Below are 19,768 nucleotides of genomic sequence, written 5' to 3' on the forward strand. Positions count from 1 at the left end.
CAACCGCTGTCAATGGCACTCGTTGCCAAAAAAATGAGCATGGAAGGACTTGTCGGATCATGCATTCTCGATTTGGTCTGCGACCGTTCCAAGACCGCAGCCGCCATGCCTTTATACGATCCCTATGCGTTTCAGCTCGCTGGCTTCAGCGAGGGCGATGTCGATGAAATCCTCGCCGACCTCGACTATCTGCACCGCAATTCGCGCTGGACGCACCGGCGTGACCAGATCGAGCGTATGATCGTGGAATCCCCGGTGATTTTGCTCGATTTCCTGCGCAGTGTGCAGCCTGAAGTGGTGCGAAATGCCATGATTCCGCGCCGGGTGAAGGATGTGGTGCTTCGGTAAGAGGCCTTTTTGAGTCCTTGCGCGTTGGCTGACATCCGCCACATTCGGCCTCCCCCCCGACCCGGCCAATGTGAGCCGGGCGGCGTATTCTCATTTCCCATGTTCAACTGGATCATCAAAAAAATCATCGGCACCAAGAACCAGCGCACTGTGCGCAAGCTTCAACCTACGGTGGCCGAGATCAACCGCATCGAAGCCCTGCTTCAAAACGAGCCGGAGGAAGCGCTGCGGGAACGCACCCAGAAATGGCAGGCCCAGTTCCGCGCCTTTCATACGCCGCCATTCCTCGGCGGGGTGAGCCTGCGCATCGCGAACGAAGCTGAGGTGGATGCCTGCCTGGAGGCGGTGGAGAAATATTTCACCGCGCTGAAGCCGCATTTCCCGGCGCTGGAAAATGATTACCTCGCCAGCTCTGCCTGGAACGGCGCCGCCCTGGATGACAAGAAGGCGCGCATCGACCGCGCACGTGAAGCCTGGAACGCCATCCAGCCGGACTTCGCCGCCATCGAGGCGAAGATGCTCAATGACATTCTCCCGGAAGCCTATGCCGTGGTGAAAAACGCGGCCCGCCGCATGTGCGGACGCGAGATCATCGTCTGCGACCAGCCGCTGGGCTGGAACATGGTGCACTTTGATGTGCAGCTTGTCGGGGGTGTGGCCTTGCACCGCGGGATGATCGCTGAAATGGCGACCGGGGAAGGGAAGACGCTGGTCGGTACGCTGCCGGTGTACTTGAACGCGCTCACCGGACGTGGCGTGCACGTCATCACGGTGAATGATTACCTCGCACGTCGTGACAGCGAGTGGATGGGCAGCCTTTATAAGTACCTCGGTCTCACGGTCGGTTGTATTCAAAACGACCAGCCAAGCCACCTGCGCCGCGAGCAGTATCAGGCGGACATCACGTATGGAACGAACAGCGAGTTCGGCTTCGATTATCTGCGCGACAACGGCATGGCCTCCAGCAAGGAGCAGCAGGTGCAGCGCGGCCACTACTTCGCCATCGTGGATGAAGTGGACTCCGTCCTCATCGATGAAGCACGCACGCCTTTGATCATCAGCGGTCCTGTCATGGCTGCGGAGAGCAATCACCAGTATGAGCGTTACAAGCCCCTGGTGGATCAGCTCGTGCGCCGTCAGAACACGCTTTGCAACCGCCTGATCACGGAGGCCAAGGAAGCCGCCGCCGCAGGTCATTTGGAGCAGGCCGGACTGAAGCTCTTCCAGGTGCAGATGGGCCAGCCGAAGAACCGTGCGCTGACACGCTGCATGGAGGATCCCGAACTCCGCCGTGCCATGGAAAAGGCCGAGCTCTCGCTCTACGCCGACACGCAGAAGGTGGAATTCTTCCGTCTCAAGGAAGAGCTGTACTACTTCATCGAGGAGAAATCCCACGACGCCGATCTCACCGAGATGGGGCGCAACTTCCTCAGCCCTGATGAGCCCGACGCCTTCGTGCTGCCGGACATCGCCACGGTGTATTCCGAGATCGACGGCGACATGACGCTCTCCGAAGAAGCCCGCACCCGCAAGAAGACGGAGATGCAGGACCGCCTTTCCCACCAGGGTCAGCGCATTCACCAGATCAGCCAGCTTCTGCGTGCCTTCTGTCTCTATGAGAAGGACGTCGAATACGTGGTCGAGGAGAACAAGGTCGTCATCGTCGATGCGCAGACGGGCCGTAAGATGGCCGGACGCCGCTGGAGCGATGGCCTGCACCAGGCCGTGGAAGCCAAGGAAGGCGTGCAGATCGACGCCGAGACCCAGACGCTCGCCACCATCACCATTCAGAACTACTTCCGCCTCTATCAAAAGCTGGGCGGCATGACCGGCACGGCTGAAACCGACGCCGCCGAGTTCCATGACATCTACGCACTCGATGTGCTCACCATCCCGACGAACCGTCCGGTGAAGCGCAAGGATCACAACGACAGCATCTACAAGACACGCCGCGAGAAATTCGCCGCCGTGATCGAGCTGATCCAGGAACTCAACGCCAAGGGCCAGCCGATCCTCGTCGGCACCGCCAGCGTCGAAGCCTCGGAAATGGTCTCCCGCATGCTCAAGCTGAAGAAGATCACGCACAACGTGCTCAATGCGAAGTATCACCGCCAGGAGGCTGAAATCGTCGCCCGTGCCGGACATCGTGGCGCGGTGACCATCTCCACCAACATGGCTGGTCGTGGTACGGACATCAAGCTGGGTGAAGGCGTCGCCGAACTCGGCGGCCTCTTCGTGCTGGCCACGGAGCGCCATGAAAGCCGTCGTGTGGACCGCCAGCTGCGCGGACGTTCCGCCCGTCAGGGTGACCCCGGCGAGAGCAAATTCTTCCTCAGCTTTGAAGACGACCTCATGCGCAACTTCGGTGCCGCCGAGCGCATGACGAAGATGATGGAGCGCTTTGGCATGAAGGAGGGGGAAGAACTCCAGCACCCCTGGCTCAATCGCAGCGTGGAAACCGCGCAGAAGCGCGTGGAACAGCGCAACTATGTCTGGCGCAAGCGCGTCCTCGAATACGATGACGTGATGAACCAGCAGCGCGAAGTCGTCTATGAATGGCGCAACGATGTGCTCAACAGCAACGACACCCGCATCCTCATCAACGAGGCCGTGGAAAAGGGCGTCACCGAACGCCTCGGCGCCTTCGTGCCGAAGGACATCAAGGGCGATGACGTGGCCGACTATGAGGGCCTGCTCGCCTGGGTGAACATGACCTTCCCGGTGGGACTGCGTACGCTGGATGATGACTTCAAGAAGCTCGATTTCGAAGCCAAGTCCGCCTTCTTGAAGGACAAGATCCTCGGCGCCTATGAAGTGAAGGTAGGCACCGCCAATCCGACCGCCTTGCAGGAGATCGAGAAGATGATCCTCCTCAACGCCATCGACCGCCTGTGGCAGGAGCATCTGTATGCACTGGATGCGCTGAAGGAAGGCGTTGGTCTGCGCACCTACGGCCAGAAAGATCCGCTCATCGAGTTCAAGCAGGAAGCCTTCACGATCTTCGCGGAACTGATGAACAACATCAACGGCGAAGTCCTCGGCAACCTCTTCCGCAGCACGCAGCAGCTCGCCGCGTTTGAGCAGTTCCTGGCCCAGATGGCCCTGCAGGGCGGTGAAAACGAAGCGCCGCAGCGCCGTGAGGAAGAGGAAGAAGAGAAGCCCCAAGCCGCCCCCAATCCGGGCCGCGACGGCCCCCGCCTCATTCTTCCGAGCAGCAACGTCGCCCGACCCAAGTCCGCCGCCAGCGCCGTTGGCCGCAACGACCCATGCCCCTGCGGCAGCGGGAAGAAGTACAAGCAGTGCTGCGGACGAATGGCCTAAAGTAGCCCAGTTGCGCCGCAACTGGAGTCTGTAGAACGAACATCCATGTTCGTTCCCTCAGCGCCGCCTTAATCCCAGATCTCCCCAACGCGACAGCAGCCCCGCCTGCTGTCGCGTTCTTTTTGCCTGGAGTCGTGGCTGGCATGTGCTGATGCCACGTGGCATCAAGGACATCGAGAAAGACGACTTTGCTGCTGTGCTGGCTGCTTTGAAGGCAAAGACATAAGGGCGGTCTTTCTTGACGCCCGCGCTGCTCATCCTCATCATGGCTACCAGCCATGACCTCGCGCCTTCTCCTCCCGCTCCTCCTCTCACTCTCCCTCTCCGCCCTCGCGGTGGATGACTACAAACTCGGTCCGCTCTCCCAAGAAAACCCGGACGTGCCAAAAGGGAAGGTGATCCCGATGCCGGCGCATGCATCCAAGATCTACCCTGGCACCAGCCGTGACTGGTGGATCTACGTGCCGGCGCAGTACAAACCTGAGCAACCGGCGAACCTCATGGTTTTCCAAGACGGCCACGACTATGTGGGCCTGAAAGGCGCATGGCGTGTTCCTGTCGTGTTCGACAACCTCATCGCCAGCGGGGACATGCAGCCCACCATCGCCATCTTCATCAATCCAGGGCACAGTGGTGAAACGAAGCCGCAGAGCGCGTGGAAGAACAACAACCGGGGCAAGGAGTACAACACGCTGGGAGATGTGTATGCGCGCTTCCTGCTGGAAGAAATCATCCCGCAGGTGCAGAAGGATTACAAGCTCACGGAGAATCCCGAGGGCTGGGCCATCGCTGGAGCCAGCAGCGGGGCCATCTGCGCCTTCACGGTGGCTTGGGAGCGTCCGGACAAGTTTCGCAAGGTCTTCTCCACCATCGGCAGCTATGTCGATCTCGCGGGCGGGCATGTCTATCCTTCCATCATCCGCCTGACGGAGCGCAAACCGCTGCGCGTCTATCTGCAGGATGGCAGCAGCGATCTGGACAATCCCTATGGCAACTGGCCGCTGGCAAACCAGCAGATGGCCAAGGCGCTGGCTTACCAGCAGTACGATTACACCTTCACCTTTGGGGACGGCGCGCATAACAGCAAACACGGCGCGAGCATCTTCCCGGAGGCGATGAAATGGCTGTGGCGGAAGTGAAAATCATGGGTTAGCAGCCTGCTTGGACCGGGCAATCGGCCCAAAATGCGTGCCAAGGCCAATTTTCATTGTGAATAACTTGGTTTCCACCTTGACACATTCTCCAATCCTCTTACCATCGCGGCCCCTTCTTTCCCAGTCGGAAGATATTTCGTACACAGCACTAATGAAGACGTTTTCAGCAAAAGCCCAGGAGCAGAACCCCACATGGTGGGTCATCGACGCCAAGAACCAAATTCTTGGAGACGTCGCAGTTACCGCAGCCAACCTCCTGCGCGGTAAAAACAAGCCTATTTTCACCCCACACGTTGATACGGGTGATTTCGTGGTCGTCCTGAACGCCGCCGAAGTCCGCCTGACCGGCAAAAAGGAGATCCAAAAGATCTACACCTCGAAAGCTGGCTACGTCGGTAATCAGAAGATCGAAAACGTCGAGCGCGTCCGTGCCCGCCGTCCAGAGCTTCTCGTCGAGCGCGCTGTGAAGGGCATGGTCCCCCACAATCGTCTTGGCCGCGCTGTCATGGGCAAGCTGAAGATCTATGAGGGTGCCGCGCATCCGCATGAGGCGCAGAATCCAAAGCCTGTCGTCATCGCCTAATTTTTTCCCTGTTACCTATCGCATGAGCAAGCCTCTCAAAACCACCACCGGCCGCCGCAAGACCGCCATCGCCCGCGTCTTCATCACTGAAGGAGCCGGAAGCATCACCGTCAACGGACGTGACTTCGAAGAGTACTTCCCGACGGTCGCCCTGCAGAACCAGATTCTGTTCCCGCTGGCCCTCACGAATTCCCGCCAGACGTATGACTTCAAGGTGAACGCCAGCGGCGGTGGTTGCACCGGCCAGGTGGGTGCCGTTCGTCTCGGCATTGCTCGCGCTTTGATCGGCGTGAATCCTGAGCTTCGCGGCGTCCTCAAGCAGAACGGTCTGCTGACCCGTGACTCCCGCGCCAAGGAACGTAAGAAGCCAGGTCGCCCAGGCGCCCGCAAACGCTTCCAGTTCTCCAAGCGTTAATCGACTCTTTTTTCAGCTCGATGTGTGCAAAACCCCGCCCTGTGCGGGGTTTTGTTTTTTCTGTCGCTGGCGGCGGGATTTCGCGCCAGAATCATCCTCCTTATGTCCTCAGGTCATCTTCTCGTTCTCGGCGCCAGCGTCATCTGGATCTTGTTCTGCATGCGCTTCTGGTATGCCATTGATCGGGAGCATACCTGGCAGCGGCGTTTCATCGCCATCGGTGCCGGCATCGGCGGCGGCCTGATTTACCTCATCGGGGTGATGATGCTGCAGATGCTGAAAGAGCCGCCACCGCCCGTGGTGGATGATGAGACCGAGATTCGGGTGCATTCACGTCCGCCAGAGAGTGACAAGAAGAAGTAACGGAGAGGCCTATTAATAGCGTTTTCCGGAACTGATTTCCAGAAAGCGCATGAGCACCCCACTTTGTCATTTGAAAGCCGGAGGAACGTTCGACTCTGCCGCAGAGGGGCGGAGAGGCAGAGGGAGCAAAGAAGGGATTCAATCTCTGCCACCTCTGCTCCTTTGCCCCTCTGCGGCAAACCGAACATCCCCAGGCTCGCCATCCCGGAAATAAGTTTTGCGAATCGCTATATGATTTACGATTGATGATTGATGATTTGGGAGACCGGAGTTCGACAGGCGGCTGGGCCGTCCGCGAAATCATAATCGCCTTCATCTTGCCCAACCGCTCCGCGGGCATTGGGTCACTCCGCGTCGCCAAAGCCGGAGGTGACCAGCTCTTCGAGATCGGCCACGGCAGCCTCGGCGTCGTTGCCGTCGGCGATGATTTTGATCGTCTCGCCGCGGCCTGCAGCCAGCATCATGAGGCCCATGATGCTTTTGCCGTTCACGGGTTCGTCGTCTTTCTCCACCCAGACGTCACACTGATACTTGCTGGCACGCTTGACGAACTGCGCCGCCGGGCGTGCGTGCATGCCCATTTTATTGCGGATCGTCAGTTCTTTTTGAATGCTCATGGTGGTGAGGGAAGGTGCTGCTGTTAACCTAATTGATCATCCGTCATCTTTTTCAACAACCTTTGGTCAAACTCTACGGCGCTGTTGTAGCCAAAGGTGCGTAATTTAAAATTGATGGCGGCCAGTTCGATGAGTCCGGCCACGTCGCGGCCCGGCTCCACCGGCAGCGCCACGCGGCCGATCTTGAGGCCCATGATCTCGCGGGTGTCGTTGTTCACCCCCACGCGCTCCAGGTCTTCGGTTTTGGCGCCGCGCACGAGTTCCACGATCAAATCCAGCCGTTTGCTGAGACGAACGGCGCTGACGCCGAAGAGTGCGGCCACGTTCAGAATGCCCAGACCGCGGATTTCGATCATCCCCCGGGTGATGTCCGGGGCGGAGCCGATCACCTCCCGGTCTTCGATCAGGCGCAGCCGCACGGCGTCATCCGCCACGAGGCTGGCACCCCGCTGGAGCAGGCCGATGACGCTTTCGCTCTTGCCGCAGCCGCTGTCTCCCTGAATCAGCACGCCGAGCCCCTGCACGTCCACCAGGCAGCCATGCACCAGCAGGGTGGGGGCAAAGGCCCACTCCAGCTTGATGGTGGCCGCATTGAGGAACTTCATGGTCATCATGCTGGTCTGGAAGACGGAGATGCCCGCCTCATTGGCGATCTGGATCAATTCATCGTCAATGCGGTGCCCGCGTGCGATGACGACGCAGGGGATGTCCCAAGAGCAGAGCTGGCTGAAGCGCGCCGCACGCAGCTTGGGATCCAGGCCTTCGAGGAAGGAGCACTCCGAGTTGCCGATGACCTGCACGCGCTTGTAGGCAAAGTAGGTGAAGAAGCCGGACAGCGCCAGACCGGGGCGGTTCACCGAGGGCTCGCTGATTTTGCGTGTGTAGCCCGCATCGCTGCCGATCAGCTTCAGCTTGAGCGATTTTTCATTCAGGCTGAAAAACTCCCCCACCGTCACCGAGGACGGGCGTTTGACTTTGGTTGGAGGAGGCATGACTTGACATTACGCGAAGCTCCTCAAACACAGCAACGAAAAAGCAACTCGCACTGGAAAACAGTCTCCAACCGTTTAAATCATCCGACCCTGACGCCGCAACCCGCGGCACTGGCTCTTTTACACCTCTCTCATGCCCCGCAAAAAGGAATCCGCTTTCGACTCCGTGGAGTCTGTCCTCGCAGACATTCGCGCTGGCCGCATGGTCATAGTCACCGATGACGAAGACCGTGAAAATGAGGGGGACCTGATCTGTGCCGCCGAAAAGATCACCGCTGACATGGTGAACTTCATGGTGAGGCAGGGCGGTGGCATGCTCTGCGTGCCGGTCTCCCTTGAAATCGCCGAGAAGCTGAACCTCCCCAGCATGGTGCCGGAGAACCGCGAAGCCTTCCGCACCGACTTTACCGTGACCGTGGATGCGGCCAAGGGCATCAGCACAGGAATCAGCGCTGCTGACCGCTGCCGCACCATCCGCCTGCTGGCAGATGCCCAAAGCAAGCCGGAGGATCTGGTGCAGCCCGGCCATATCAATCCGCTGGTGGCCAAGCCGGGTGGCGTCCTGCGCCGCGCCGGGCATACTGAGGCCGCCGTGGATCTGGCCCGCCTCGCCGGACTGCGTGAGGCCGGGGTGCTCATCGAGATCATGAACCCAGACGGCACGATGGCACGTCTGCCGCACCTGAAGAAATTTGCCAAGAAGCACGCCCTCAAGATGTGCAGCATTGCCGACTTGATCGCGCACCGCCGCCTCAGTGAGAAGCTGGTGGAAAAGATCGAGGTCGTGGACATGCCCACCGACTTTGGCACGTTCAAGCTGCACCTTTACAAAAGCAGCCTGGATGGCGTGCACCACGTGGCTCTGGTCATGGGAGACGTCACGCCAGATGAGCCGGTGCTCGTGCGCGTGCACAGCGAATGCCTCACCGGGGATGTGTTTTCCTCCCGCCGCTGCGACTGCGGCAGCCAGCTGCATGCCGCGATGAAGCACATCGCCACCGCAGGGAAGGGGATCATCGTTTACATGCGCGGCCACGAAGGACGCGGCATCGGTCTGCATGGCAAGATCATGGCCTACAAGCTCCAGGAGCAGGGCTTTGACACCGTGGAGGCCAATCTGAAACTCGGCTTCCCCATGGACCTGCGCGACTACGGCATCGGTGCCCAGATCATCTCCGACCTGGGGGTGCGCAAGCTTCTGCTCATGACCAACAACCCGCGCAAAGTCGTGGGCCTTGAAGGCCACAAGCTCGAAATCGTCGAACAAGTCCCCGTTAAATCCACGCCCAAACCCGAGAACGCCCGCTATCTCGAAACGAAGAAGAAGAAGATGGGCCACAAGCTTTAGTCACATGTCCAATTACGCCTCCAGTCGTCCACGCCCCACCCAGGATCCGGTCAACATCGCGATCGTCGCCTCTTTGTACAACAACCAGTTCGTCCAGGGCCTGCTCAATGCCGCCAAGGAAGAGATCGAAGTCATCGCGCCCAATGCCACCGTCGATGTCTATCGCGTGCCCGGCGCCTTTGAGATTCCCGTCTGCGTGGAGCACGTGCTGCGTGGCAGCTCGCCGGATGCCGTGATCACCTTGGGGGTCATCATCCGTGGCTCCACGGAGCATGCCGATCTCGTCGGTGCTTCGGTGACCGATGCCCTGCAGCAGATGGCGGTGAGGCACTGCATCCCCGTCATTCATGAGGTGCTGCTGGTCAGCACGGAGGAGCAGGCGGAGGAGCGCTGCCTGGGGGCCACCATCAACCGTGGCACCGAAGCCGCGCAGACCTGCGTCAAAATGATCAATCTGTTCGGCAAGATGAAGGCCAGCTTTGCCGGCGAACCCCTTGACCACGCCTAACATCATGGGAAGACGCCGCGAAGGCCGCGAGGCCGCCATTCAATTTCTCTTTGCCCGTGATCTCCAGGGGACGGAAAAGCCCGGGGAACCGGAGGACTTCTGGAGTCTTCATAGCGCGAGGGCTTCCACCCGTGCGTTTGCTGAAAACTTGATCAAGGGGGTCATCGGCCATCAGGACCAGATCGATTCAGGGATTACCGGGCTGCTGGAAAATTTCAGTTTCGAACGACTCGCCGCCGTGGACCGCAACGTGCTGCGCGTGGCCTCCTACGAGCTGCTCTACTGCCCGGAGGTGCCCACGCCCGTTATTTTGAACGAGGCCATCGACATCGCCAAAGCCCTCAGCGCCGGTGAGTCCGGCTCCTTCGTCAATGGAGTGCTCGACAAGCTGGCCAAATCCCTGCGCAAACCTGAGCCCAAAAAGGTGGAGCATCCCCTTGGTTCCACCACCGACACCTCTGGCGCCTAGGCGGGCGCGGCTTCAAATCTTCAACACGAATGCGTCGTCATCCGGGCGCATTCCACATTCGTCCTTCTGATTTCGTCCTTTTTTCGCCATGGCCGGTTTTTTCAAATCACTCATCCAGCGCTTCACCAAGCCCGACATTGACTGGGATGACCTGGAGGCCTCCCTCATCGGTGGAGATCTGGGGCCGCGTCTGGCGCTGCAGATCGTGGCAGACCTGAAGTCCCGCCAGCGCACGCTGCACGGGGCGGACATCGTCCAGGTGGCGCGCGAGCATGTGCGCAAAATCTTGCCCGAGTCCGTGCCTGCGATCGAGCCGATCCCCGGCAAGCCCAAGGTCCTCCTCATTGTCGGTGTCAACGGCACCGGCAAGACCACGAGCACAGCCAAGCTGGCGCACCTTCTTCACAAGGGCGGGCACAAGGTGGTGCTGGCTGCCGCAGACACCTTCCGCGCCGCTGCCGTGGAGCAGCTCACGGTCTGGGCTGAGCGTTTGAAGATCCCTCTCGTCAAAGGTCCGCCGAATGGCGATCCGGCATCCGTCTGTTTTGAAGGTTATGAAAAGGCGCTCAAGACAGAGGCTGACTACCTCATCTGTGACACCGCCGGACGGCTGCACACAAAGCACAACCTGATGGAGGAGCTGAAGAAGATTCACCGCATCCTCGGGCGCAAGGATGCCGAGTCTCCGCATGAGGTGCTGCTCGTTTGTGATGCGACCACCGGTTCCAATGCTTTGCAGCAGGCGCGTGAATTCAATAAGGTGATTCCTTTGACCGGTGTCATCGTCACCAAGCTGGATGGTAGCGGCAAAGGCGGTGTGCTTGTGGCGATTCAGCAGGAACTTGGCGTGCCCACCCGTTTCATCGGACTGGGCGAAAGCGTCGAAGATTTCCAGGCGTTTGATTCGAAGCGCTTCGTGGAAGAGCTGCTCTGAGCAGTGTCGAGTGGACAAAAATGATACCTTTGGCCGATACTTTGGTATCTTTGTGGCTGAAGTGAATTTTCATCCCAAGAAATCTATTGTCGAATGGGTATCTCTTTCGCTAAGTAGCAGCGCCCACTTTTTAAATCACACCTTGGAGGAAAATCACCTGTGACGTTCAAATGCCCCTCATGCGACATGCAACTCAAAGCCGAGCCGGAAATGGCAGGCAAAATTGTCCGCTGTCCTGGCTGCAATACCAAGCTGAGCATTCCGGCCATGGCCCCATCTTCGCTGCCAGCTCCTTCAGGGCTGCCTGCTCCGAGCAGCGTGACGGCACCGGCCCCATCACCAGATCTGGCACCTGCTGAAAACGACGCTTTCGGTGCTGAGTATGAGCATGGGGCCACCGCTCCTGATCAGCCGCCCGCCACCGGCACGCCGGAGCGTGGAGAGCGCGGCGGCTGGGAGGAAATTGATCCCACGAACCCCAATGGGTTTCTGAGTTTCGGCATCGGCTTCGTCCTCTTCCTCGCATGGGTCGGCATTCTGTTCCCGTTCAAGGCGCCTGACAGCGTCTCGCCGGCGACGTACACGACCATGCAGTTCATCGCGTCGCTGTTCTTCAAGCACATGCTGGTGAGCTTCATGAACACGCTGTTTTTCACGTGGTCCATGTCGATCCTGTACTTAAAGATGCAGAAGCTCAGCCATCAGCGCAAGGCGCTGCTGCTGGATGTGCTGCCCTGGGAGCTGGGGGCTGAAATCAACCGCGACAACGTGGGCCAGTTCATCGATCACGTTTACAAGCTGCCGCATCGCCTGCGTGACAGCATGATGGTGAACCGCATCCGCAAGGCCCTGGAGCTCTTTGAGGTGAAGCAAAATGTGGGAGATGTGACGAACATGCTCTCCAGCCAGTCCGACATCGACAGCATGCGCATTGGCGGCAGTTACTCGCTGCTGAAGGCGTTCCTTTGGGCCATCCCGATTCTGGGGTTCATCGGCACCGTCATCGGTCTTTCACACGCCATCGGCGGCATGAACTTCGGCAACATGACGGATCTCAAGCAGGTGACCGCGACACTGGGCGCCGTGACCGGCGGTCTCGGCACCGCATTCGATGCCACGCTGCTCGGCCTCGTGCTGGCCATGACATTGAACTTCCCGCTCAACGGCATGATGAAAGCGGAGGACGACTGCCTCAATGACATCGACGCCTTCTGCAATGAAGTGCTGCTTCCCCGCCTTAACGACGGCGGCAGCATCGCCGGCGGAGACACCGCAGGGGTGATGGACACGCTGGTGAAGGCGGTGGCCAATGCGCAGAAGGATTTCCTCGTGGATCTCAACGCCCTCTCCAAGCAGATCAAGGAGCAGGCTGACAACCTCGACAAACGCGCCGCAGCGCATCAGCAGCGGGTGGACGCCGAGTTTGCCATGACGCTGAACCGCATGCGTGAAGACATGACCAATGCGGTGAAGGACAGCGTCAAGACCACCACGGACTACACGCGCGCTCTGGCCAGCGGCATCCAGTCCTTGAACACCCTGCTGTCCGAACTGGGCGGCAAGCAGATCATGATTCATCAGGTGAAGAAAAAGGGCTGGTTCAGCAGCAAGTAGCCTCTTCAACCTCCTCTCACTCATCTAGATCATGGCAAAGCGCCGACATGCCGCCAAAGACGAGATCCTGCTGGTCCCGTTTCTGGACATTCTGTGCTCGCTGATCGGGGTGCTGATCCTCATCATCGTGGTGCTCTGCGTGTCGCAGACCCAGCAGACAGAGGGGCGCACACCGGAGGACGTGCAGATGGCGCAGGACGCCAAGCGCTTGCGGCAGGAGATCGTGGAGCGCAAGGCGCAGGACGTCATTCTCAAGGAGAAGCTGGCGTCCCTGGAAGCGCTGCAAAAGCAGATCGAAGAAAAGGAGCAGCGCTTCGTCAAGCTGCGCAAACTGATCAACACCTCCAAAGACCTCCAGGAGGAGAACCTCAAGATCAGTCAGAAGATGCAGAAGGAGCTGGATGATCTGATGCTCGAAATCGAGGGCATGAAGCAGCAGCAGGCGGAGAGCAAAAAGGAGATCGCCACCCTCATGGCCGAGCTGAAGAAGCGCGATGTGCCGCCGGACAAAAAGATCCCGCCGGTGATTGTGCAGCCTTCCGGTACCGGCATGCCGGCGGATACGAAAGTCTATTTCGTCGAGGCAGGCGGCGGAGCCTTGAAGATCCTCGGTGCCTGGGGAGAGGACTATCGCCTGAGCGCCACGGCCTCGGTGGTGGTCGCTGATGCCGCCTACAATTACTTCCTCACCGAACTCGCCAAGGACCCCAAGTCGCTGATCCTGTTCCTCATCCGTGACGATGGGCAGGGGGCCTTTAACAACGGTGCCGGTCGTGCGGAGAACGACTACAAAGTGCGTGTGGGCAAGCTGCCCATCCCTGGGCGCGGCGTGCTGGATCTTAATTTGTTTGCCAAATTTCGCGGCAAGATTCCGCCACCGCCCGCAGCGCCACCCGCCACGCCAGCCCCCCCGGCGCCTCCTGCGCCCCCGGCCAAAACTCCACCCAAGAAAGCTGCCTGACACGCCATGGCAAAACGCAAACCACATGAGGAGCAGGAGCTGCCGTTCGTCGCCTTGATGGACACGATGACAAACGTCGTCGGTGTGCTCATCATCGTGCTCGTCATGGTCGGCCTGAGCGTGGCCAGTGCGGTGAAAAAGGTGCTGTCCGACCTGCCGCCCGTCACCAAGGAGGAACTCCAGCAGATCCAGGAGCAGGTGAAGAAGCTGCCTGAAAAGATTGACCCGGTGAAAGTCGAGGAGCAGCAGAAGCAGGCGGAAGCCCAGCTCAAGCGCGCCATCGAGGATCTCAAGACCGTCGATACCGCGGACTTGCAGAATAAGATGAAGTTCATGGATCTCGACGCTTTCCAGAAGCAGCTCGACCAGCGGAGAAAAGACCGGGAGGCAAGCAAGGTCGAGACCGATAAAATTCTGGCAGAAGTCGAGCGCCTCAAAGCGCTGCTGGACAAGACACCTGTCTACCAGCCGCCGCCGCCCACCTACGTGCGCCTGCCGAATCCGCGCGCCTATCCTGAGAAGCCCAATGAGACGCGCGTCCTCGTGGCCAAACAAGGCGTGCTGTTCTTCAACCAGGCCAAGTTTTTGCAGCCAATCATCGAAGGCATGGACAAGGTGAAGTCACAGCTCGAATACCAGAAGGTGGAGTACGCCCCGTTTGCCAAGCTGCTGGAAGGCATTCTGGGTTCTCCTGCCAACGCGCAGAAAGCTTGGCCAGATATCGCCCCTCTGGTGGATCGGGTGCAGCTGGAATACGTGGCCCAGGCGTACAAGGCGCTGGTGGCCGGCGGCATCTCGCCCACCAAGTCTTTGCTCAGTGACATCGCTGACATCGCCATTCCCACACGTCAGACCATGGGGGTCGTGGCCGAAGCCATCGTCGCCGCCACCAAAGGGGACGTCACGGCCTGGGTCAAACTTGATCCTGCCCGTCCGCCTGCGCCGCCGGTGATCAAGGCCAGCGCCGCCAGTGGCAAAATCACCTTCTCCTGGGGTGCTGCCACTAAGGAAGTCAAAGCGACACCGAAGGATGTGCTCGGGTACTTCCACGATCTCGCCAAGATGCCAGGCATCGAAAACGTGAGCAAGGCCCGCACCATTTACGATGCCACGCGGATCCAGGCTCTGCTGCAACGCGCGGCCTCCAGCCCGCTGCTGGCAGGCTCTTATGGCTTCGAGCCGAAAATCCTGCCCACTCTGCCCTACGTGCAGCTGGCCCTCACACCCAAAGGCGGCGGTGGCGAGACCATTGAGGCCATGAAGCAGCCCAACTCCGGCTACATTCGCCTCATGCGTGACATCAAGGCGGATCCCAATGGCGTCGCCGTTTTCCAGGTCATGCCGGATGCCTTCGAAGCCTATCTGGAAGCACGAAAATTAGCCGATGAAGTGGGGGTGCCTGCAACGTGGGAATTCCTCGCCAAGCTCGATCTCGCGGTGAACATCTCTGGCTACGAAGTCCAGCGCCTGGCACCCACACCGCCGCGTGCCGGTTCGGGGGCTCCTGGTGCTGTGACCATCGCTCCGCCGAAACGCTCGCTTGATTGAGGTTGGGTAGGCTTTTAGCCTACTGATTGCCAGTTGTTTCTGCACAGCTTGGCATAATCCATCCACTTTATAAGGAGTTCATGGACAGTCGGAATTCCAGTGCCACACTCGCGCCGTATTTGCGTTCCGATGCCCTCTGCTTCTTCGCCCACCCCCCTCCCGCTCTTTGACAAGGTTCGTAAATTTCGTGCTCTGGATGAAGTCCGCGCCGCAGGAATCTATCCCTACTTCCGGGAGATCTCCTCTGCCCAGGACACGGAGGTCATCATCAATGGTCAGCAGGTGCTCATGCTGGGCTCGAACAGCTATCTCGGCCTCACCAATGATCCGCGCATCAAGGAGTCCATCTGCCAGGCCGTGCAGAAATACGGCGCAGGCTGTGCAGGCTCACGCTTCCTGAATGGCACGCTCGACATCCATGTGCAGCTGGAGGAAGAACTCGCGCAGCTCATGAAGAAGCCGGCCGTGCTGCTCTACAGCACCGGCTTTCAGGTCAATCTCGGCGTCATCAGCGCCATCGTCGGGCGTGAAGACTGCATCCTGGCAGACCGGGCCAATCATGCCAGCCTCGGCGCAGGCTGTCAGATGGCCCCCGGGAAGACCTTTCTCTTTTCGCACAATGACATGACGTCACTGGCGCGTCGTCTGGCGCACCTCCCGCCGGAGTCTCCCAAAATCATCGTGGTGGACGGTGTCTTCAGCATGGAGGGGGACATCATCAAGCTGCCCGAGCTGGTGGCGCTGGCCAAGCAGTACAACGCCGCCGTCATGGTGGACGACGCGCACAGCATCGGCGTCCTCGGTGAGCATGGCTCCGGCACCGCCTCGCATTTCGGCCTCGTGGATGACGTGCACCTGATCATGGGCACGTTCAGCAAATCGCTCGCCAGTCTCGGCGGCTTCATCGCCGGGGACTGGGACACGATCGACTACCTCAAGCACCACTCCCGCCCGCTCGTTTTCAGCGCCAGCATGAGTCCCGCGAATGTGGCCGCCGCGCTCGCCGCGCTGCGCATCATGATCGCCGAACCCGAGCGCATGGTGCAGCTCTGGGCCAACACGAATCGCATGAAGCAGGGCCTGCTCGCGCTCGGATTCAAACTCGGTGCGACCGAGACACCCATCCTCCCGGTCTACGTCAATGACACGCTGAAGACCTTCATCTTCTGCAAACGCCTGCAGGATGAAGGCATCTTCGTCAATCCCGTGATCCCTCCCGGTGTTCCTCCCGGTGAAGAGCTCATCCGCGTCAGCCTCATGGCCACCCACACCTTCGCGCAGATCGACCGCGCCCTGGAGAAATTCGAGAAGATCGGCAAGGAACTCGGCATCATTTAAAGTAGTCCGGTTGCGCCGCAACCGGTTCACTTCCTAAATCCCCATCACCTTCCGGATGACCCAGTCCAGCAGGCGGTCCGGTACGATCCGCACCAGCAGCGAACCCACCACGGAATCCAGCCCCACGGGGTAGCGGGTGCGGGGCCGGCGGGATTCCAGCGCATGCGTCACCGCCTTGGCCACCCGCTCCGGCGGAATCGCCATGGAGGGGACTTTCTCCACCATCTTGCGCAGCGCGATGATGGGGGCTGAGTACAGTTTTTCGCACTCGGGAGGCATGCCCACGAAGAGCTGCTCCGCCGCTTCACGCGACTTGCTCCAGATCGGCGTCTTGATCGCCCCGGGCTGAATTAGCGCGACTTGGATCCCCCATGGCCGCAGCTCGATGCGCAGCGAATCCGCGATCGCCTCCAGCGCATGCTTCGTCGCCCCATAGCCCGCCAGAAACGGCTCGCACATGAACCCCGAATTGGAGCCCGTCAAAACGATGCGCCCCCGGCTCGCACGGATCAGCGGCATCACCGCCTGCGTCACTGCGATCAATCCCAGCACGTTGACCTCGAACTGCTTTTCAAAGGCCTCCATCGGCATGAATTCCAGCGGCCCCGCCAGCGCGATGCCCGCATTGTTCACCACGCCCTGCAGCCCCGCCGCACCGCACTGCACGCCCACTTCCTGCACCACGGTTTTGATTTGCTCACGGTTGGTCACATCGAGAATAACCGGGATGATCTGCCCCTCCGCCCCCGCCATGAGTGCCTCGCCATCCGCCACCTTGCGCACTCCGGCAAAGACCCGCCAGCCACGCCCCGCCAGCATGCGTGTGCAGGCTGCGCCGATACCTGTGGATGCACCGGTGATGAGAACATTGCGTGGCACGGCGGTGCGGATGGCGGGCATAAGAAAGAAGTGAAAAGGGTGGTGGCAGGGAGCGCCGTTTCGCACGGACGGGCAGGGCAGGAGGCCAAGGCCCGATGCTTGACCCATCTTGCCCAAAAAGCGAGTTCGGGCCGCTCTTTTCGCTGCTTCGGGGAATACCCGGCGCCTCAATCCACTAGCGCCGCCGAGGCAGGGCTGGGGGTGGTTTCTTCCAGAGAGTTCGCCGCGATCACACGCACCTCGATGAATTCCCCCGGTGGCAGGTCTTGCCGCAGCGTTTCGGTGCCGGGGACCGTGCTCAGGGTGATAAACTCGCCATCATCCTTTCAAACGCTTCAAGCGTTACAAAATTCCTTCATCACGATCAGATCGAAAGAGCCAGTTCGCCAAGGTGAAACGACCAGATCGTTAAGCTTGTGTCTTGTGTTAACGATTTAACCGTAACCTCACTTGTCACAGGTCTCACCCCTCATCATTTGGTTGTCCACTCCTGCAATTTCAAAGGCAAAACTGTTTGAGCGTTACAAAAATGGGTGGCTGAATTGTCGAATACATTGCCCGACCTTCCTTCGCACATCCATGATTCCGCCTCCGCTCCGTTGCCTGTCAGCGGAATCCCGCTAATCATCCGCCATGCATTCACGCTCTGTCCTCAGTCTCGCGCTATCCCTCCTGCTCCTTCTCCCGGCTTGTGCGATCAAGTATGGCCTGCCCACACGGGGTTACGGTTATCCGGCGGGTTTGTCGGTTTTGGCACCCCGGCTCGGCAGCGCTGGAAATTACACGTACTACCCGCGTTACGAGGCCTACTACCATCACGACTCGAAGCAGTTCTATTACCCGAATGGCAAAAACTGGGATGTGAAGCCGACCGTGCTCAACAATTCCGCCCAGGAAATCCGTGCCACCCCCGGGGTGCCGTTTCAGCTCGACGCTCATCCATCGAAATACCACGAGCAGATCAAGCAGGCCTTTCCCATCGGCTGGACTCCCGGCCAAGGCCGCGCTGATGAACCCTACGAGTTTGGCCGCAGCGGCTGGGAACTGGACAACCGGTAGCTTGGGCTTGGGTTTCTAGCTGAGTGCTTGACCCATCCTCCCCGCTGACCCACTCTCGCCCGCATCATGGATCGTCTCATCTGCCTGCTTGGCCTGGTCGTGTTTGTGGCGCTGGCCTGGGCGCTCTCGGAAAAACGTCGGCTGTTTCCGTGGCGGGCGGTGCTGAGCGGCCTGGCGCTGCAGATCACTTTTGGCGTGCTCATCCTCCGCACTCAGCTGGGGCACGATTCCTTTGCGCTGCTCGACAAAATGTTCCGCCGCCTGCTGGGCTTTGCGAATGAAGGCATCGGGCTGGTCTTTGGCCCGCTGGGAGGACCGACCACTTTGCAGGCCGCCTTTGGCCCGAATAACAGCTTCATCCTCGCGCTGACGATCACCGGCAGCATCATCCTCGTCTCCGCGCTTTCCTCCTTTCTGTATCATTACGGCGTGCTGCAGTGGGTCGTCAAAATGGCGGCCTGGGTCATGCGCCGCGTCATGCGTACCAGCGGCAGCGAAACCCTCGCCGCAGCCGCGAACATCTTCATGGGCCAGACGGAGGCCCCGCTCGTCATCAAGCCCTATCTCCCACGCATGACCCGCAGTGAACTCCTCTGCCTCATGGTCGGCGGCATGGCCACCATCGCCGGCGGGGTGCTTGCCGCGTACGTGTCCTTTGGCATCTCCGCTGGGCATCTGCTCACCGCCTCTGTGATGAGCGCCCCCGCCGCACTGATGATGTCGAAAATCCTGATCCCCGAGACCGAGGAAAGCGAGACCGCGCACGGTGCCAGCAAAGTCATCGAACGCGAAACCGAAAACGGCATCGACGCACTCTGCACCGGCGCGAGCGATGGCATGAAGCTGGCCATCAACGTCGTGGCCATGCTCATCGCCTTCGTCGCGGTGGTGGCGCTCTTTAATTACATGCTCTCGCTCGGCCTGCGCGCCTTCGGTCAAAATGTGCCGCAGCCCATGCAACTCGCGCTCGGCTGGCTCAATGCCCCCTGCGCCTGGCTCATGGGCGTGCCGTGGTCCGAGTGCGGTCAGGTGGGCGCGCTCCTCGGCGAGCGCGTGGTGCTGAATGAATTCTTCGCCTATCTGCACCTCAGCCAGCAGGGCGGCACCCTCTCGCCCCGCAGCGCGGAGATCGCCACCTACGCGCTCTGCGGCTTTGCCAACTTCGGCAGCATCGCCATCCAGATCGGCGGCATCGGCGCGCTGGTGCCTGAGCGCCGGGGAGAACTGGCGCAGCTCGGCATCAAATCCATGCTCGGCGGCCTGCTCGCCTGCTATTGCACCGCTTGTGTCGCCGGATTGCTGCTTTAAAGAGTGAGA

19 protein-coding genes are annotated in these 19,768 nt (G+C 60.0%); 16 read left to right on the forward strand and 3 right to left on the reverse strand.

The features are described 5' to 3' along the window. Window positions 1–105 precede the first annotated feature (105 nt). From AC3RLQ_RS04975 to AC3RLQ_RS05000, 6 genes are all read left to right on the forward strand, one after another. Complete coding sequence (locus AC3RLQ_RS04975) at window positions 106–348, forward strand: hypothetical protein (RefSeq protein ID WP_300932169.1); 243 nt, start codon at window positions 106–108, stop codon at window positions 346–348. A 99-nt stretch (window positions 349–447) separates the two neighbouring features. After that, a complete protein-coding gene (secA, locus tag AC3RLQ_RS04980; protein ID WP_493034911.1) occupies window positions 448–3,669 on the forward strand; it encodes a preprotein translocase subunit SecA in 3,222 nt (1,073 codons plus the stop codon). Between the two features lie 278 nt (window positions 3,670–3,947). Beyond that, window positions 3,948–4,808, forward strand: coding sequence for an alpha/beta hydrolase (locus AC3RLQ_RS04985; RefSeq protein ID WP_493034913.1), 861 nt, complete (start codon window positions 3,948–3,950; stop codon window positions 4,806–4,808). A 166-nt stretch (window positions 4,809–4,974) separates the two neighbouring features. Next, a complete protein-coding gene (rplM, locus tag AC3RLQ_RS04990; RefSeq protein ID WP_422320131.1) occupies window positions 4,975–5,406 on the forward strand; it encodes a 50S ribosomal protein L13 in 432 nt (143 codons plus the stop codon). Window positions 5,407–5,428: 22 nt separating this feature from the next. Next, window positions 5,429–5,821 (forward strand): 30S ribosomal protein S9, encoded by a 393-nt coding sequence (gene rpsI, locus AC3RLQ_RS04995; protein ID WP_300932163.1) that lies wholly within the window; start codon window positions 5,429–5,431, stop codon window positions 5,819–5,821. 102 nt (window positions 5,822–5,923) lie between these two features. After that, window positions 5,924–6,184: a hypothetical protein gene (locus tag AC3RLQ_RS05000; protein ID WP_493034916.1), complete on the forward strand. Its 261-nt coding sequence runs from the start codon at window positions 5,924–5,926 to the stop codon at window positions 6,182–6,184. Window positions 6,185–6,528: 344 nt separating this feature from the next. Here AC3RLQ_RS05000 and AC3RLQ_RS05005 read toward each other — a convergent pair whose 3' ends face one another. Further along, window positions 6,529–6,801, reverse strand: coding sequence for an HPr family phosphocarrier protein (locus tag AC3RLQ_RS05005; RefSeq protein WP_395734000.1), 273 nt, complete (start codon window positions 6,799–6,801; stop codon window positions 6,529–6,531). A gap of 23 nt (window positions 6,802–6,824) precedes the next feature. Further along, the gene (hprK, locus tag AC3RLQ_RS05010; RefSeq protein WP_422320128.1) at window positions 6,825–7,793 is read right to left on the reverse strand and encodes an HPr(Ser) kinase/phosphatase; all 969 of its coding nucleotides are present in this window, start codon (window positions 7,791–7,793) and stop codon (window positions 6,825–6,827) included. 133 nt (window positions 7,794–7,926) lie between these two features. Between hprK and AC3RLQ_RS05015 the strand changes: the two genes are divergently transcribed. From AC3RLQ_RS05015 to AC3RLQ_RS05050, 8 genes are all read left to right on the forward strand, one after another. After that, window positions 7,927–9,141, forward strand: coding sequence for a bifunctional 3,4-dihydroxy-2-butanone-4-phosphate synthase/GTP cyclohydrolase II (locus AC3RLQ_RS05015; protein ID WP_493034918.1), 1,215 nt, complete (start codon window positions 7,927–7,929; stop codon window positions 9,139–9,141). A gap of 4 nt (window positions 9,142–9,145) precedes the next feature. Beyond that, complete coding sequence (gene ribH, locus AC3RLQ_RS05020) at window positions 9,146–9,649, forward strand: 6,7-dimethyl-8-ribityllumazine synthase (RefSeq protein ID WP_493034919.1); 504 nt, start codon at window positions 9,146–9,148, stop codon at window positions 9,647–9,649. Between the two features lie 4 nt (window positions 9,650–9,653). Continuing rightward, window positions 9,654–10,118, forward strand: a complete 465-nt coding sequence (gene nusB, locus AC3RLQ_RS05025) for a transcription antitermination factor NusB (RefSeq protein ID WP_493034920.1) — start codon at window positions 9,654–9,656, stop codon at window positions 10,116–10,118. An 88-nt stretch (window positions 10,119–10,206) separates the two neighbouring features. Further along, on the forward strand, window positions 10,207–11,052 hold the full coding sequence (gene ftsY, locus AC3RLQ_RS05030) for a signal recognition particle-docking protein FtsY (RefSeq protein ID WP_493034921.1): 846 nt from the start codon (window positions 10,207–10,209) through the stop codon (window positions 11,050–11,052). 186 nt (window positions 11,053–11,238) lie between these two features. Further along, a complete protein-coding gene (locus AC3RLQ_RS05035; RefSeq protein WP_493034922.1) occupies window positions 11,239–12,666 on the forward strand; it encodes a MotA/TolQ/ExbB proton channel family protein in 1,428 nt (475 codons plus the stop codon). Window positions 12,667–12,697: 31 nt separating this feature from the next. Further along, window positions 12,698–13,627, forward strand: a complete 930-nt coding sequence (locus AC3RLQ_RS05040) for a hypothetical protein (protein WP_493034923.1) — start codon at window positions 12,698–12,700, stop codon at window positions 13,625–13,627. Between the two features lie 6 nt (window positions 13,628–13,633). Continuing rightward, window positions 13,634–15,175 carry a hypothetical protein gene (locus AC3RLQ_RS05045; protein ID WP_493034924.1) on the forward strand — a complete coding sequence of 514 codons (1,542 nt, stop codon included), beginning with the start codon at window positions 13,634–13,636 and terminating at the stop codon, window positions 15,173–15,175. Window positions 15,176–15,304: 129 nt separating this feature from the next. Next, entirely contained in the window at window positions 15,305–16,513 is a 1,209-nt protein-coding gene (locus tag AC3RLQ_RS05050) for an aminotransferase class I/II-fold pyridoxal phosphate-dependent enzyme (RefSeq protein WP_493034926.1), read from the forward strand. A gap of 33 nt (window positions 16,514–16,546) precedes the next feature. Here AC3RLQ_RS05050 and AC3RLQ_RS05055 read toward each other — a convergent pair whose 3' ends face one another. Further along, window positions 16,547–17,413: an SDR family oxidoreductase gene (locus AC3RLQ_RS05055; RefSeq protein WP_493034928.1), complete on the reverse strand. Its 867-nt coding sequence runs from the start codon at window positions 17,411–17,413 to the stop codon at window positions 16,547–16,549. 612 nt (window positions 17,414–18,025) lie between these two features. Here AC3RLQ_RS05055 and AC3RLQ_RS05060 point away from each other — a divergent pair. Then, window positions 18,026–18,451 (forward strand): hypothetical protein, encoded by a 426-nt coding sequence (locus AC3RLQ_RS05060; protein ID WP_493034930.1) that lies wholly within the window; start codon window positions 18,026–18,028, stop codon window positions 18,449–18,451. Between the two features lie 66 nt (window positions 18,452–18,517). Further along, a complete protein-coding gene (locus AC3RLQ_RS05065) occupies window positions 18,518–19,759 on the forward strand; it encodes a NupC/NupG family nucleoside CNT transporter (RefSeq protein ID WP_493034932.1) in 1,242 nt (413 codons plus the stop codon). The last annotated feature ends 9 nt before the right edge of the window (window positions 19,760–19,768 follow it).

The organism is Prosthecobacter sp. GW821-HT29F12, assembly GCF_058803405.1.